The following is a 15,178-nucleotide window of genomic DNA, read 5'->3' on the forward strand; positions in this document are numbered from 1 at the left end:
CTTATAAAAATATTTTAGGAGACAAAGATGGCAACAGTAGTAAGATTAACAAGAATGGGACGCAAAAAAAGACCATTTTATCGTATAGTAGTTACAGATAGTAGAAAAAGACGCGATAGCGGCTGGATTGAAAGTATTGGATATTATAACCCAATGGTAGAGCCAGAAGTGATTAAATTTGATGCTAATAGACTTGCATATTGGAAAAGTGTAGGTGCCAAATTAAGCGATAGAGTCGCTCAAATTACAAAATAATGGTTGAAGATTTTTTAAAAGAGTATGCTAAGCTTATAAGTGATTCTCCTGATATTATTCGCACTGAGCGGATAAATCTTGGAGAGAATTTCGATGAAATCATTATATACGCTAGCAAGGCTGATACTGGGAAATTAATCGGCAAAGATGGTAAGATGATAAATGCTATTAAAACCGTGGTTATAGGCTATAAGGCTAAAGATCCAACCTCATATAGAATTACGGTAAAAGCTATTGAAGAGTGATTTAGTAGAGGTTTGCATACTTGGTAAATCCGTTGGATTAAAGGGAGCTTTAAGACTGCATAATCGTAGCGATTTTGTCGAGCAGTATAAAAAGGGCGCTAAATTTTATGATAAATTTGGCAATCTTTTTTCTATTAAGAGCTATGAGCCTTCAAATTCGCTTGTGATATTTGAAGGATTTGATAGTGTTGAAAAGGCAAAAGAGCTTACAAATAGGGTTTTATATCGCACAATAGAAGATACTAAAAAGAGCTGTAAGCTTAAAAAAGATGAGTATTTTTACTTTGATATTATAGGCTCTATGGTTTATGAAGATGGCGATTTGCTTGGTAGGATTGATGATATTTTAGAAGTTGGTGCCGGATTTTTATTTAGCATTAAAACAGATCTAGATTTGGTATCTCAAAATTTACCTAAGCAGTTTTATATACCTTATCAAGATAATTTTATAATTAAGATTGATACTGCAACCAAAAAAGTAGAGGTCAAAAACTCTATGAATATACTTATTAACTCTTAAATTTTAGATATGAAATTTAACTTTATAACACTATTTCCAAATTTAATAACCCCATATTTTAGCGACTCCATACTTGGTAAGGCAGTTAAGAATGGGATTATAGAGATTAATTGCATTAATCCTCGCAACTATACAAAGCAAAAGCATAATAAAGTTGATGAGTATATGATTGGTGGGGGTGCCGGGCTTTTGATGAGTGCACAACCGCTTTGCGATACCATCGATACGCTTGGAGATACTCACATAATCTATCTTACTCCAGCTGGTAAAAAATTTAATCAAAATGACGCCAAAAGACTTTCAAAGCTAAAAAATATAACATTTATCTGTGGTAGATATGAGGGTATTGATGAGCGTGTAGTTGAGAGTAGGGTAAATGAGGTTTTTTGCATTGGAGATTTTATCTTAACTGGTGGAGAGTTAGCTGCTATGAGCCTTTGCGATGCAATTAGTCGCAATATTTATGGAGTTTTGGGTAATTTTAACTCTTTGAATATTGAGAGTTTTGAGGGCGGAGTATTGGAAGCTCCTAGTTTTACAAAGCCAAATATCTTTAATGGCCTACTAGCTCCTTCAGCTTTTTTAAAGGGTAATCATAGTATAATCTTCGCTTTAAAAAATCATATGGCGCTTTGCAAAACTCGGTTTTTTCGCCCTGATTTGTATCAAACTCTTAAATCGCCAAAACTTTAAGGAAATAAGATGAGAAATAAATATATTGAAGCATTTGAAAATGCTCAAATTGCGACTAAGTCTGTGCCTGACTTTCGTGCTGGTGATACTTTGAGAATTGCTATTCACATCAAAGAAGGCGACAAAAGCAGAATTCAAAATTTTGAAGGCATATGTATCGCTCGCCGTGGTAGCGGTACTGGAGAGACCTTTATTATTAGAAAAATAGGTGCTAATAGCGTTGGCGTAGAGAGAATTTTCCCTATATATAGTGATAGTTTAGAGAGCATTACTGTATTACGCAAAGGTCGTGTAAGACGCTCTAAACTATTTTATCTTCGTGATAGACGCGGTAAAGCTGCTAGAATTAAAGAGCTTAAAAAATAGCATTCATTTAGACTTTAGCCCCCTTTTTATTGGGGCTTATCTGTTTTATTTTATTTTGGAATTTAGCGTGGAAAAAATTGTTTTTAACTTTGATACATTTGAAGGTGTAAAGAGTGCTATGCTTTGCGAAAGTGAATTTAGTAAAGAGATACGCATTACCATGGCTAAAGATTCCATAATGAAAGAGCATAAGGCACCAAATGCCATAATCGTTCAAATTCTTCGTGGAGAGATAGAGTTTGAGATGAGTGGGGATATTGTGGTAATGAGTGAGCTTGATATGATTACACTACCAGCTTTTGTACCGCACTCTTTAAAAGCTTTGAAAGACTCTATAATCAGACTTAGCCTATCTAAATCAGATACCCATTCAAGAGTGTTTAAAGTCATTAATAATTAATAAAATATTTTAATTTATTTTTATAAATTAGTAGTTTAATTATATCATTTTAATCTTTATTTATATTCTTTTAACCCCGCAAATAGATTATTGATCTTAAATTTAATCAAATAAATTAATTAAATAATTTTTAAATTTTACCATAAAATATAAGATAATCTTAAGATAATATTTATTAAAATAGTGATTATGAAAATGTTTATCAATATCTATACATTTTTAAATTTTATTTTAAAGGAGCAAAAATGCAATTTAAAAAAATCACTCTAGGCTTATCGGCCTTAATGCTAGGAAGTAGCTTGTATGGAGCAGTTGATTTATCAAAAGAGGCAAATGAGTATAGGTCTTATGTTATCGGTCAAATAGACAAATTATTAGAAGACACAGAGAAATTTGTTGGTTACTTAAAATCTGGAGATACTAAAAATGCTAAAAAACTCTATCCATTAGCTAGAATGTATTATGAACGCTCAGAGCCTATAGCTGAGAGCTTTGGAGAGCTTGATCCTAGTATAGATGCCCGTTTGGCTGATTTACAAGAAGATGGTAAGGGAGAAGATGATTGGAGTGGATTTCATAAGATTGAAAAAATTTTATGGGTAGATAATACGACAAAAGGTAGCGAGGCCGTGGCTGATAAGTTGCTAGCTGATATTAAGGAGTTAAGGGCTAAGGTGCCAACTGTCAAGGTGGATGCGGAGTTAATGCTAACTGGTGCGGTAGATTTATTAAATGAGGTATCAACTAGCAAGATAACAGGAGAAGAGGATATATATTCCAAAACCGATCTTTATGATTTTAAGGCAAATATTCAAGGAGCGCAAAAGATCTATGAAATTCTCAAATCTCACTTAATTAAAAAAGATCCTAAATTAGCAAAAGATATTGAAATTCAGTTTGCTAATGTAAATAATCTTTTAGAAAAGCACAATAAAAGTAAAAATGGATATGAGTATATAGGCTATGACAAGCTATCAAAATCTGATATAAAAGAGCTAGCAGAAGCGGTAAATAAACTAGGTGAGCCATTGTCAAAAATGGGTGTAATCTTAGATTAAGGTATCGATATGAATTCCAAACGCCGTAATTTTATTGGTGGAGTATTAGCATTTGGGGCTAGTACGCTTGGGGCTAGTCAACTCTTAAATCCACGCATTAAATCAGATGAGAAAGATATCTATCCATTCTATGGAAAGCACCAGCAAGGCATAGCTACCGCTATCCAAAAGCATATATACTTTATGGTTTTAGACTTACATACTAACTCTCTTGATGAGATTAAAGAGATGTTTAAAATTTGGACTATATATTCAGCTAAATTGACATCTGGACAAAATGTGAGCGAATATGGCAGTAATAAATTTATCCCCACTTTAGATACTGGAGAGGCTGATTCTTTGGGAAGTAGTGGGCTTACTTTGACATTTGGTGTGAGTGCGTCATTTTTCAAAAAACTTGGTTTGGATAAGCTAAAGCCAAAGGAGCTTAAGGATTTACCGCATTTTCCAAGAGATCAGATTAGGGCTGAATTTAGCGGTGGAGATATATGCATACAAGCTTGTAGCGATGATCCGCAAGTGGCTTTTCATGCGGTGCGTAATTTGGTGCGTGTGGCAAGATTACAAGTTACTATGAAATGGTCACAAATGGGCTTTAACTCATTTATGAATAGTGATACCCCACGCAACCTTTTTGGCTTTAAAGATGGGACAATCAATCCTAAGGGTGCTGAGCTTGATAAGGAGGTTTGGATAAAGGGTGGAGCATTTGATGGTGGCACTTACATGGCAGTAAGAAAGATACAAATGCATTTAGAAACTTGGGATAGAACTCATCTAAAAGGACAAAATGATACCTTTGGTAGATTTAGAGATAGCGGCGCACCGTATGGCGGCAAGAGCGAATTTGATGAAGCTGATATAAGCTCAAATACTCCTTTACCAGCTGATTCTCATGTATTTTTATCTAAAAGTGCAGATACTAAGATACTTAGAAGGTCATACTCCTATGCTAGCGGTGTGGAACCTAAGACTAATCAGTTTGATGCGGGGCTTTTATTTATCTCATTTCAAAAAGACCCAGAGCAATTTATAAAGATACAAAATACTTTGGGAAATGTAGATAGAATGAATGAGTATATCACGCATATTGGCTCGGGGCTTTTTATCTGTTTTGGTGGTGTAAGCGGTGATGGTGACTATCTTGCTAGATCGATTTTAGGGTAGAGGTTTTTATGTCTAAATTTTATTTTATGATCTTATCTTTACTCTTTGCTTTAAATTTAGAAGCTAATATGAGTCCATTTTTTATACAAATTTCAGACGCTTTAGGTGCGGCTAAAAGCGGAGATAGCAAACTAGCAAAAGATATAATGGTTGAATTTCAAGAACAATTTAATGCTCTTAATATCAATACAGTTTTATCTAATGATGTAAAGCAGAGATTAAAAGCTGTTTTAAATGATACAAGTGTTGAGAATATCGAGAGTTTATCTAGTGCATTAATTGCTTTTGAAAAGGAGCAAAACCCTGTAGATTATGAGGCTAAAAGGGCGAAATTTAAACAAAAGGTGATGTCTTTATATAAGCAGTTAGTAAATGCTACTAAAGATAGAGATTTAGAGCAAATTCCGTCTATTTTTAAGAGATTTTACGATTCTTGGCAGCGAAATGAGCGTGTGGTGGGTGATTTAAGTCCTTGGCATTATGGCAAGATAGAGACATCAATGGCGCTATATAGAATGGCTATGGTAAGCACTCCTAGCGATATAGCCGCCATGGATAGTCAAATTATAGAGCTAGGTGAGTTTTTAAACGATTTTCTAGCTGGTAATACTAAGGAGATAAAAGTTGATGGCGATACCTTAGAAGAGCTTAAACGAAATTTAACTCTACTTGATGAGGTAAAAGGTTTAATCGGCATTGATAACGCTAAGGCAAAGAGCAATATTTTAAATTTTATAACAAATTGGCCACTTTTTGAAGGTGAAATTAGAACTCGCAGTGCGAATTTATACAACGCAATAGAGAGCGATCTACCACAAATAGCAGCCGATATAGACTCCTTAAAATCCATAAATATGCTAAATAACATTATAGATAATATCAATTCTCTAGATTTTAATGCAAATTACAACGCCTATGATGTAGCTATAGTGCTTATTAGAGAGGGAGTGGAGGCTTTGCTTATAGTAGTCGCACTTTTAGCTGCTGTAAAAACAGGTAATTTACAAAGAGCTAAGGCTCATATTTTAGGTGGTGCTGGTATTGCTATAGTAGCTAGTGTATTTGGTGCGGCGACTTTGAGCTATCTATTTCCTTTGGCAGCAGCTGGTACAAATAGAGAAATTTTAGAAGGAATAGTGGGTATATTGGCTGTGGTTGTTATGGTGTTTGTAGTAGCTTGGTTACACTCTAAAAGTAGCCTTAAGGCTTGGAATGCCTATATAACTAAGCAGATCAATAGAGCTGTTGCTAGTGGTAGTTTGCTTTGGTTTGGATTATTATCATTTTTAGCTGTTTTTAGAGAAGGTGCTGAGACTATACTATTTTATGCTGGAATGCTACCAAAGGTGCAAATTTCAAGCTTTATAAGTGGTATAGTTGGGGCTTTGGCTATTTTGATTTTGATAGCATATTTTATGAAATTTATCACTTCTAAAATAGCTATGCACAATATTTTTAAGCTTATGAGTTTATTGCTTTACGCACTTGGCTTTAAGATTTTAGGTGTTAGCGTGCATGCCTTACAACTTACAAATATAGTGCCAAATAGCATTATATCATCTATCCCTTCTATATCTTTCATTGGATTTTATAATACGCTTGAGGGGTTGATTATGCAAATTGCCTATATATCATCTGTAATAATTCTAGCTCTTTTAATGAGAAAAAAGGCGGTTTAGAATTTCAACCAATTTACCATTATTAAAGCTATTAAAATATTATCCCCTCTTTATCTTGCTTTTCTAGTATGCTATTTTGTTCTTTTGGTAGTGGTGAAGTAGATGTGTATAGGGCATCTACTCCATCATATATTTTGCGATAAACGCCACTAGGCATATCAAAATCTCGTTTGGTTTGTGGGTAATTTGCTATATACTCTTGCATAAATTGCTTAAATACAGGAGCTGCAGTTCTAGAGCCGCCTTCCACATATCTCATTGGAGTGTTATTATCATTTCCATACCAGACTAGGACTTGAATTTCAGGAGCAAATCCACAAAACCACGCATCTATGCTATCATTTGTAGTGCCAGTTTTCCCACCTAGTTCTATACCATCAATCTTAGCAGAGCGTCCAGTGCCGTTATTTACAACATTTTGAAGCATTTTAACCATCAAATAAGCTTGCTCTGGCTTGATAATTTCACTACTTTTTGGCTCAAATTTAAATATTTGCCCATCTTTACTCTCAACTGAGTTGATGAGTCTAGTTTTATGCCTAGTGCCAAGCCCTGGAAATATAGAGTATTGCTCACTATAATCCATAAGGCTTACACCGAAGCTACCAAGTGCGATTGATAGGTTATTTGGTATATTTTTAAATCCGAAATCCTCTAAATTCCTTTGAACTACATCAAGACCAATGGAATTTAAAAGGTTTATTGTGGCAAGATTTCTTGATTGTTTTAATGCGTCATTAAGGGTGATTAGCCCTTTGAAATTACCGCTAAAATTCTTTGGCTTCCAATCCTTATCCTCTTCACTATTCTTATTTGCTCCTTCATAAATTCTAGATATATCAGCGACTTTGCTTTGAGGGGATAGGCCTTGATTTAGTGCTATTTGATAGAGAAAAGGCTTAAAGCTAGAGCCTGGTTGTCTATAGCTTTGAGTGGCACGATTAAAGTTGCTTTTTGCGTAATCAACCCCGCCAACTAACGCTAATATCTCGCCATTGGTAGGATTGGTAACTATCATTGCACCATTTAAAACTGTAGTGTTGGCATCTTTATTTCTTTTTAAAATTTCATTATAGCCAAATTTTAGTGCATTTCTAGCTATCTCTTGGACTTTTAAATCAGCGTTTAAAGTGATTTTATATCCGCCATATTTAATATCTTTATAAAGTGGGGTTAGCTGTTTGATAGTCTCATCTACTAGATATGGGGCTTTGTTTTGAGTTAGGGTTTGTTCGTAAATTTTTGGTGTCTCTTTTATAGCGGCTTGATACTCTTTATCTGTGATCCAGCCGATATTATACATTCTTAAAAGGACATTATTTGCCCTAGAGAGAGATAGATCTAAATGCCTAGTTGGATCATAGCTACTAGGAGCCTTTGGCAGACCAACTAGCATAGAGATCTCTTTTATGCTTAGCTCATCTAAATTCTTTTTAAAGTATCCAAGTGCGGCAGTTTTAATCCCATAATATCCATGCCCGAAATATACTTGATTTAAATATCGTTCGATTATCTGCTCTTTTGTAAGCTTTTGCTCTACTTCGTAAGATATGATTATCTCTTTGAGTTTTCTAGTAAATTTTTTCTCCCTTGTTAAGAGCATATTTTTAACTAGCTGTTGAGTTAGGGTTGAGGCACCTTCGACTAATGCCATTGCTTGAATATCCTTAATCGCCGCTCTAAAGATCGCTTCATAATTTATCCCGCCATGTTCGAAAAATGCGGTATCTTCAATGGCAATTAGTGCCTCTATAATGCGTGGGGGAATTTCGTTAAATTTAGCATATTGTCTATTCTCTTCATCAAAAATATAAGCGACTAAATCCCCATTTCTATCATATATATGAGTTGTGAGCTTTGGGTTGTAATCTACAATTTTTGATATATCAATCTTAATTTGAGAGTAAAAATATATAACTCCACCTATAGCGGTTAAAGCAATTATTATTAGTAGATTAAAAATATATTTCATAAAAATGCCTTTAAATTTATAATATCTAGCCCCATGGCTGTGGGTTTATTGCCTTTTTGGACTTCTATATATTTTTTATTAAATCCCTCTATCATCATAGCTCCAGCCTTGCCTTGCCATAGATTGCTTGCTATATATCTATCTAGATCATCGTTATCAAATTTTTTAAATTTATAGCTTGCGATGCTTAGCATATCAATTATCATATTTTGAGTGATAAATTTCATGGCAGTATATACGCTAGTTAGGCTATTGCTTTGGAGTTTTAGCATATATCTAGCCTCTATCTCATCTTTTGCCTTGCCTAAAATAACTCCTTGACATACCACGCTACTATCAGCAAATAGCACACGATCATATTGGTTTTTAAATTTATCAAAAAACTGCTTAGCCTTGCTATTTGTGATACTCATAGCGTATTTAGCTGGTGGCAAATTAGAATCAAAATTCTCATCATACTCCATACAAACTTGGATAAACTCCACGCCATGCTCTTTTAAAATCAAAGCCCTACTAGCAGAGCTAGAAGCTAAAACTATCATAAAAACCCTCTAAAAGTTATGCCAAGGTATATATTTATAAATGATAAAACTATATTTAATGGGATAAAATAGTAGATTATAAGAATTAAATTCTCATGGCTCATTATCATATCATCTTTGATAAATGCCCCTTTGGCTTGGTGATACTTATATGAGATATAGGCTAGATTAGCACAGATGAAAATTAGTATCGCAATCTTGGTTTTGACAATAGCCTCTACCATTGGATCGCCTATTGGGAAGTGCTCACCATAAGACATGTATAATCCACCAAATAGCAAAAGTATCACCATTGCCAAAGCACTAAAGAGAAATTTGGTAAATTCTTTTAAAATTAGTTTATAGCAATTTTGCTCTGTATTTTTAAAGCAGTAGTGAGCGCAAATTGCTGTTACTATATGCAAGGCTATGAATAAAACAGCTATGCTAATATGTATAAATGGTGCTATCTGATCTAGCCTTGCAAATGCACTATTCAAATTTTACTCTTTATCATCTTACTAGCCTCTTCTAAGGCTTTTGAGATATTGCTTATATCTTTACCTCCAGCAGTAGCAAAATCATCTCTACCACCGCCACCGCCGCCAACTATAGGGGCTATAGCTTTTACTAGCTCTCCGGCTTTTATATCTGTATTTTTGCTTCCTACAGCTAGGCTTACTTTATTATCTTTTGAACTAGCTAAAAATACCACAACCTTATCAAATTTATTTTTTATCTCATCTATTTTGGCTTTTATATCGCCATTAAACTCGCCCACTACTACATTTATACCATTTATACTCTCATGGCTAAGCTCTACTGATGAGTTGGCATTTTTAATCTCATTTTGTAATGATTTTATCTCATCTTTTAGCTTGGTTATAGCGATGATTGGGTCAGCTCCTTTTAGGCTAAATTTTATCTCTTCAAGCTCTTTTCTTAGCTCATTTGCATAGTTTAATGCTGCTTTAGAGCAAACTGCTTCTATACGCCTTACTCCAGCACTTACGCCACTTTCTTTGATGATAAAAAAGCTTCCTATCTCATTTAAATTTTCCACATGAGTGCCACCACAAAGCTCCTTAGAGCATCCCAAGGTCAGCACTCTGACTTTATCAGAATATTTCTCGCCAAATAGAGCGATGGCTCCGCTATTTTTAGCCTCTTCTAGCCCCATTATCTCTACTTTTGCTTTAGCACCTTTTAGTATTGCTTCATTTACGAAATTTTCTATTTTTTCTAACTCATCTTTTGAGAGTGGCTTTGGATGAGAGAAGTCAAATCTAAGCTTATTAGCCTCTACGCTACTTCCAGCTTGAGCTATGTGAGATCCAAGGATACTTCTAAGTGCTGCGTGGAGTAAGTGAGTGGCTGAGTGGTGGCGGCGAATTTCTAGCCTATTAAGGCTAACTTCACAATCTATGCTTTCTCCTATTTTTACGCTATTTTTTGCCTCTATGGTGCTTAGATTTAATCCAAAATATTTTTTTGTATCAAGAACTTGATTGCCACCTAAAAGCCCGGTATCTCCACATTGACCGCCACTTTGAGCGTAAAATGGAGTAGAATCAAGCATAATATATCCGATTTCTCCATTTTTTAGCTCATTTACTCTTTTAAATTCGCTATTTAAAAGGGCTAAAATTTTGCTAGTGCTTTTTAAATTTTCATATCCGATAAACTCATTTTCGCCAAATTCTTCAAGCAAAGCCTTAAAGTCTCCACTCTCTTTTGCAGCGTCTCCGCTACCTTTCCAGCTAGCTTTAGCTCTTGCTTTTTGCTCATTCATTAGCTCATCAAATTTAGCCTCATCTACGCTAAGTCCCTTTTCTCTTAGCATATCAGCCGTTAGATCAAGTGGAAATCCGTAAGTATCATATAATTTAAACGCTACTTCACCGCTAAAAGTTTTGCTTGAAGTTTTTGCTAACTCTTCGTTAAATAGATCAAGCCCAGCAGAGATAGTGGCTAAGAATCTCTCCTCTTCTAGTTTTATCAGCTCTTTTACATACTCTTTTTTCTCTTTTAAATAATCATAGTGCTCACCCATTAATTCTACTACTTTATCAACTAATCTATACATAAATGGCTCTTTTATCCCAAGCAAGTATCCATGGCGAAGAGCTCTTCTTAGTATGCGTCTTAGGACATATCCACGGCCCTCTTTATCGAAATTTACGCCTTGAGCTAGTAAAAATGTAGTTGAGCGAATATGATCACTTATAACTCTAAAGCTAGCACCACTCTCATACTCATATTTTAAATTTGCGATTTTAGCAACTTCGTTTATTATAGGCATAAATAAAGAGCTATCATAATTGCTAAATTTACCCTCTTTTATAGCAGTTACTCTCTCAAGCCCCATTCCAGTATCGATTGATGGCTTTGGAAGTGGAGTCATAGTGCCGTCTTTATCCCTTTCAAACTGCATAAATACAAGATTCCAAATCTCTAAAAATCTATCTCCATCGCCACCCATATAATCTTCATCGCTATTAAAATGCTCACTTCCTTGATCGTAAAATATCTCGCTACAAGGGCCACAAGGTCCAGTATCTCCCATAGCCCAGAAGTTATCTTTATCTCCAAATTTATAAATTCTATCTTTTTGAATATGTTTTTGCCAAATTTCATAGGCTTCATCATCATTTTCATGCACGGTTACATATAATCTATCTTTTGGTAGTTGTAAAATCTCAGTTACAAACTCCCACGCATAAGCGATGGCTTCTTCTTTAAAATATTCCCCAAAGCTGAAATTTCCTAACATTTCAAAAAATGTATGGTGCCTAGCAGTGTAGCCGACATTATCTAAGTCGTTGTGTTTGCCACCAGCTCTAATGCAGGTTTGACAGCTAGTGCGAATAGGTGGAGTAGGGCGTGGCACATCGCCTGTAAAAATGCTTTTAAAAGGCACCATTCCAGCATTTGTAAAAAGTAGGCTCGCATCATCTGGGACTAGCGGAGCTGAATCTATAATCTCATGTCCTTTGCTTTTAAAAAATTCCAAATACTCTTTTCTAATATCCATAATTAATTTCCTAAATTTAAAAATGGCTTGATTGTATCATAAATTTACTAAATTTATACTCAATTTTTATGCTTTATAGCTATGAAATTTAAGAATTAAATAGCTATAATTTTGGCTCAAATTAACCTTAAGGAGTATGTAGTGGCAAAGGATTCTAACGGGATAGAATTAAACGCTGGAGATAGCGTTAGCGTGATTAAGGATTTGAAGGTAAAAGGTGCTAGTAGCACGATTAAGCGTGGCACAACGATTAAAAATATCAAGCTTACAAGCAAAGATAGTGAGGTAGAGTGTAAGATAAATGGGGTTGGCGTTGTGGTGTTAAAGTGTGAATTTTTAAAGAAAATTTGATAATTTGTATTAAAAAGCTTTGATTCTTAGTGTGGAGATTTAGATGGTTGAGATTTTAAGCGCAGTGGTTGCGGTGGCGGTAGTTGTGTTGATTTGGCTTGGTTTTGTGCTGTTTAAAAAGCAGAGCCAGCTAGCTAGTCTAGGACAGAAATTTAACGATTTAAGTGCGAATTTAAGCATAAAAGATCAAGAGCTAAACTTCATAAAAGATGAGAATAAAAATTTACAAGAGCAAAATATCCAAAATATCCAAAAAATCACACAATTAACTACAAAATTAGAAAGTGCAAATGAGATAAACACGCAGCTAAAAGAGCGTCAAGATGAGCTAGATAACAAGACTAGGGAGTATTTTGAGCTAAAAACCAAGCAGATGAGTGAGAATTTGCTAAATTTAAGTAGTAAAGAGATGGCTGAAAGCTCAGCTAAAATTTTAGAGAGCTTGATTGCGCCATTAAAAGATGAGATAAATAAATATCAAAAATCAAATTTAGAGATAAATAACACATTTAAGGTAAATTTTGAGAATTTAAAAAGCGAAACTAAAGGCGTTATGACTCAAGCTCATAATTTAGCCGAAGCCTTAAAGAGCAATAAGAAAATTCTAGGCAATTGGGGTGAAATCCAACTTGATAGCGTGCTACAAAGCAGTGGGCTTATTTTGGGTGTTAATTATGATAAGCAAGTAGCTTGTAAAGATGAAAATGGCAATCAAAAATATCTTGATGCTGTGGTTAAATTTGATGAGAATAAAAAAGCGATAATAGACGCAAAATGCTCACTTATCAATTATAATGAGTATCACAACGCCACAGATGAGAGCCTAAAAGAGGGCTATGCTAAGGCTTTGGCTAAGGATATTAGAAATCATATTGATAATTTAAGCTCCAAAGATTATGCATTTTTAGATAGTAAAAATTATGAGTATGTATTTATGTTTATACCTAATGATAATATGCTATTTGTCGCTCTTGGTGCTGATAGCACTCTTTATGAATATGCGTATGAAAAAGGGATATTTATCACCACGCCACTTACTCTTTTGATGGCTTTAAAAACCGTGTATATCTGCTGGAGAAATTTAAAAAGCGATGAGAATGCTGCTAGGATATTTAGCGAAGCTGGTAAAATATATGATAAATTTGATGTGTTTATCAAAAATTATGAAAGATTAGAAAATCAAGTAATTGCAATGTCTAAGGTAATCGAAGATGGTAAAACCACTCTATATCAAGGGCGTGGAAATTTAATAAGCAAGTTTGAAAACCTTAAAAAATTAGGAGCTAAAACTACAAAAACTTTGCCATATGCAATTAGCGATGATGAGTTAATATCATAAAATAGGGGATAAAGACTATGTAATTTTAAAAGTAAAATAGCAAAATATGGGGATTTAATTAATTAAATTTAAATCTTCAGCTTTAAAGCTGAATAATTTTTAAATATTATAATTTACTATTTTTCTTTTGTTATCTTTAAGTTTTATTAATATATACTACGGAATTCAAAAAATCTTAGGAGTGAAAGATGAAAGAGAAGCACTATGAGGTGGTGATAATTGGTGGCGGTATCAGTGGCGGTGCGCTACTATATGAATTGGCTAGATATACAGATGTTAAAAGTATAGCATTAATAGAAAAATATGGCGGTTTAGCTACGCTAAATTCGAAAGGAACGGCTAATTCTCAAACTATCCATTGTGGCGATATTGAGACAAACTATACATTCGAAAAGGCTCAAAAAGTCAGCAAAACTGCTAGAATGGTGGTAAAATATGGCTTACAGCACGGCTATCAAGGCAAATATATGTTTGATGGTCAAAAAATGGCAATTGGCGTAGGCGATGTTGAGGTTGATTATATTAAAAATAGATTTAATGAATTTAAAGAGCTTTATCCATACTTGGAGTTTTATGATAAGGCTGAACTAGCTAAAATCGAGCCAAAAATTATATTAAATAGCGATGGTACTCATAGGGCTGAAAATGTGGTTGGTATGGGTGTGAAAAGTGGTGAATATACCACCGTTGATTATGGTGCATTTACAACTACATTTGTAGAAAATGCTAAAAAAGAGGGCGGAGAGTGCGATGTATATCTAAACTCAAAAGTGGATATAATCACTCAAAATGCAGATAAATACTATATCCAAACTGCAAATGGTCTATCAATTAGTGCTGATTTTGTCGTAGTAAATGCTGGTGCTCACTCTTTATATTTAGCTCACAAAATGGGATATGGGCTGGATTTTGGCTGTTTGCCTGTGGCTGGGAGCTTTTATTTAACTAAGAAAAAGTTATTAAACGGCAAGGTCTATATGGTGCAAAATCCTAAATTGCCATTTGCTGCTTTACATGGTGATCCAGATATTTTAGCTGATGGTTGTACTAGATTTGGCCCTACTGCTTTAGCGCTTCCTAAACTAGAGAGATACCATGATAATTGGGGAAGTTTCCTTGATTTTTGTAAGACTTTAAATTTTGATTCAGCCATTGCTGGTATATTATTTGATCTATTTAAAGATAGCGAAATTCGCAACTATATTTTACGCAATTTCTTATTTGAAGTTCCATATCTAAACAAAAAATTATTTGTCAAAGATGCTCAAAAAATTGTCCCAAGCCTAAGTACTAACGATATTTATTATGCTAAAGGTTTTGGCGGTGTTCGCCCTCAAGTGTTAAATAAAACGGAGAAAAAATTAATGCTAGGTGAAGCTAGTATAAATCCAAAAACTGGTATAATATTTAATATGACTCCAAGTCCAGGTGCGACAAGCTGCCTTGGCAATGCCTTAAGAGATGTGCGTGAAATTTGCGAATATCTAGGCAAGAACTTCAACGAAGCCAAATTAAACGAAGAGTTATTTGATTAATATTTAGGCGGATTATCCGCCTAAAATCTGCTAAAATTCTCAT

16 protein-coding genes are annotated in these 15,178 nt (G+C 34.4%); 12 read left to right on the forward strand and 4 right to left on the reverse strand.

Annotation, left to right across the window (positions count from 1 at the left end; genetic code table 11):
- Positions 1-27 precede the first annotated feature (27 nt).
- The 9 genes from rpsP to CSUIS19072_RS04955 all read left to right on the forward strand — a co-directional run bounded on the left by rpsP (position 28) and on the right by CSUIS19072_RS04955 (position 6,383).
- Positions 28-255 (forward strand): 30S ribosomal protein S16, encoded by a 228-nt coding sequence (rpsP, locus tag CSUIS19072_RS04915; protein WP_086237632.1) that lies wholly within the window; start codon positions 28-30, stop codon positions 253-255.
- Positions 255-500 (forward strand): KH domain-containing protein, encoded by a 246-nt coding sequence (locus tag CSUIS19072_RS04920; protein ID WP_086237633.1) that lies wholly within the window; start codon positions 255-257, stop codon positions 498-500. The genes rpsP and CSUIS19072_RS04920 overlap by 1 nt, the downstream gene beginning before the upstream one ends.
- Positions 490-1,020, forward strand: a complete 531-nt coding sequence (gene rimM / locus CSUIS19072_RS04925) for a ribosome maturation factor RimM (protein ID WP_086242525.1) — start codon at positions 490-492, stop codon at positions 1,018-1,020. Before CSUIS19072_RS04920 ends, rimM begins: the two co-directional genes overlap by 11 nt.
- 9 nt (positions 1,021-1,029) lie before the next feature.
- A complete protein-coding gene (gene trmD / locus CSUIS19072_RS04930) occupies positions 1,030-1,713 on the forward strand; it encodes a tRNA (guanosine(37)-N1)-methyltransferase TrmD (RefSeq protein ID WP_086237635.1) in 684 nt (227 codons plus the stop codon).
- A gap of 9 nt (positions 1,714-1,722) precedes the next feature.
- Positions 1,723-2,079 (forward strand): 50S ribosomal protein L19, encoded by a 357-nt coding sequence (gene rplS / locus CSUIS19072_RS04935; protein WP_086237636.1) that lies wholly within the window; start codon positions 1,723-1,725, stop codon positions 2,077-2,079.
- A 118-nt stretch (positions 2,080-2,197) separates the two neighbouring features.
- A complete protein-coding gene (locus CSUIS19072_RS04940; RefSeq protein WP_086237689.1) occupies positions 2,198-2,479 on the forward strand; it encodes a hypothetical protein in 282 nt (93 codons plus the stop codon).
- A gap of 245 nt (positions 2,480-2,724) precedes the next feature.
- On the forward strand, positions 2,725-3,537 hold the full coding sequence (gene efeO / locus CSUIS19072_RS04945; RefSeq protein WP_086237637.1) for an iron uptake system protein EfeO: 813 nt from the start codon (positions 2,725-2,727) through the stop codon (positions 3,535-3,537).
- Positions 3,538-3,546: 9 nt separating this feature from the next.
- Positions 3,547-4,704, forward strand: coding sequence for a Dyp-type peroxidase (locus CSUIS19072_RS04950; RefSeq protein WP_086293067.1), 1,158 nt, complete (start codon positions 3,547-3,549; stop codon positions 4,702-4,704).
- Positions 4,705-4,712: 8 nt separating this feature from the next.
- Positions 4,713-6,383: an FTR1 family iron permease gene (locus CSUIS19072_RS04955; protein ID WP_086293065.1), complete on the forward strand. Its 1,671-nt coding sequence runs from the start codon at positions 4,713-4,715 to the stop codon at positions 6,381-6,383.
- Positions 6,384-6,414: 31 nt separating this feature from the next.
- On the opposite strand, the gene CSUIS19072_RS04960 is transcribed toward CSUIS19072_RS04955, so the two are convergent.
- From CSUIS19072_RS04960 to alaS, 4 genes are read right to left on the reverse strand one after another with little or no spacing between them, the layout of a single operon-like run.
- Positions 6,415-8,355, reverse strand: a complete 1,941-nt coding sequence (locus tag CSUIS19072_RS04960; RefSeq protein WP_086237640.1) for a transglycosylase domain-containing protein — start codon at positions 8,353-8,355, stop codon at positions 6,415-6,417.
- Positions 8,352-8,897 (reverse strand): septum formation inhibitor Maf, encoded by a 546-nt coding sequence (gene maf, locus CSUIS19072_RS04965; RefSeq protein WP_086237641.1) that lies wholly within the window; start codon positions 8,895-8,897, stop codon positions 8,352-8,354. The genes CSUIS19072_RS04960 and maf overlap by 4 nt, the downstream gene beginning before the upstream one ends.
- A complete protein-coding gene (locus CSUIS19072_RS04970; RefSeq protein WP_086237642.1) occupies positions 8,894-9,376 on the reverse strand; it encodes a hypothetical protein in 483 nt (160 codons plus the stop codon). Before CSUIS19072_RS04970 ends, maf begins: the two co-directional genes overlap by 4 nt.
- Complete coding sequence (alaS, locus tag CSUIS19072_RS04975) at positions 9,373-11,910, reverse strand: alanine--tRNA ligase (protein ID WP_086242529.1); 2,538 nt, start codon at positions 11,908-11,910, stop codon at positions 9,373-9,375. The genes CSUIS19072_RS04970 and alaS overlap by 4 nt, the downstream gene beginning before the upstream one ends.
- Positions 11,911-12,051: 141 nt before the next feature.
- Between alaS and CSUIS19072_RS04980 the strand changes: the two genes are divergently transcribed.
- The 3 genes from CSUIS19072_RS04980 (at position 12,052) to CSUIS19072_RS04990 (ending at position 15,135) form a co-directional block, all read left to right on the forward strand.
- Positions 12,052-12,261: an alkylphosphonate utilization protein gene (locus tag CSUIS19072_RS04980; RefSeq protein WP_086237644.1), complete on the forward strand. Its 210-nt coding sequence runs from the start codon at positions 12,052-12,054 to the stop codon at positions 12,259-12,261.
- Positions 12,262-12,304: 43 nt separating this feature from the next.
- Positions 12,305-13,600 (forward strand): DNA recombination protein RmuC, encoded by a 1,296-nt coding sequence (locus tag CSUIS19072_RS04985; RefSeq protein WP_180379398.1) that lies wholly within the window; start codon positions 12,305-12,307, stop codon positions 13,598-13,600.
- 188 nt (positions 13,601-13,788) lie between these two features.
- Positions 13,789-15,135: an FAD-dependent oxidoreductase gene (locus CSUIS19072_RS04990; RefSeq protein WP_086293063.1), complete on the forward strand. Its 1,347-nt coding sequence runs from the start codon at positions 13,789-13,791 to the stop codon at positions 15,133-15,135.
- Positions 15,136-15,178 lie beyond the last annotated feature (43 nt).

The organism is Campylobacter sp. RM19072, assembly GCF_024723485.1.
In the GTDB taxonomy this organism is placed as follows: Bacteria; Campylobacterota; Campylobacteria; order Campylobacterales; family Campylobacteraceae; genus Campylobacter; species Campylobacter porcelli.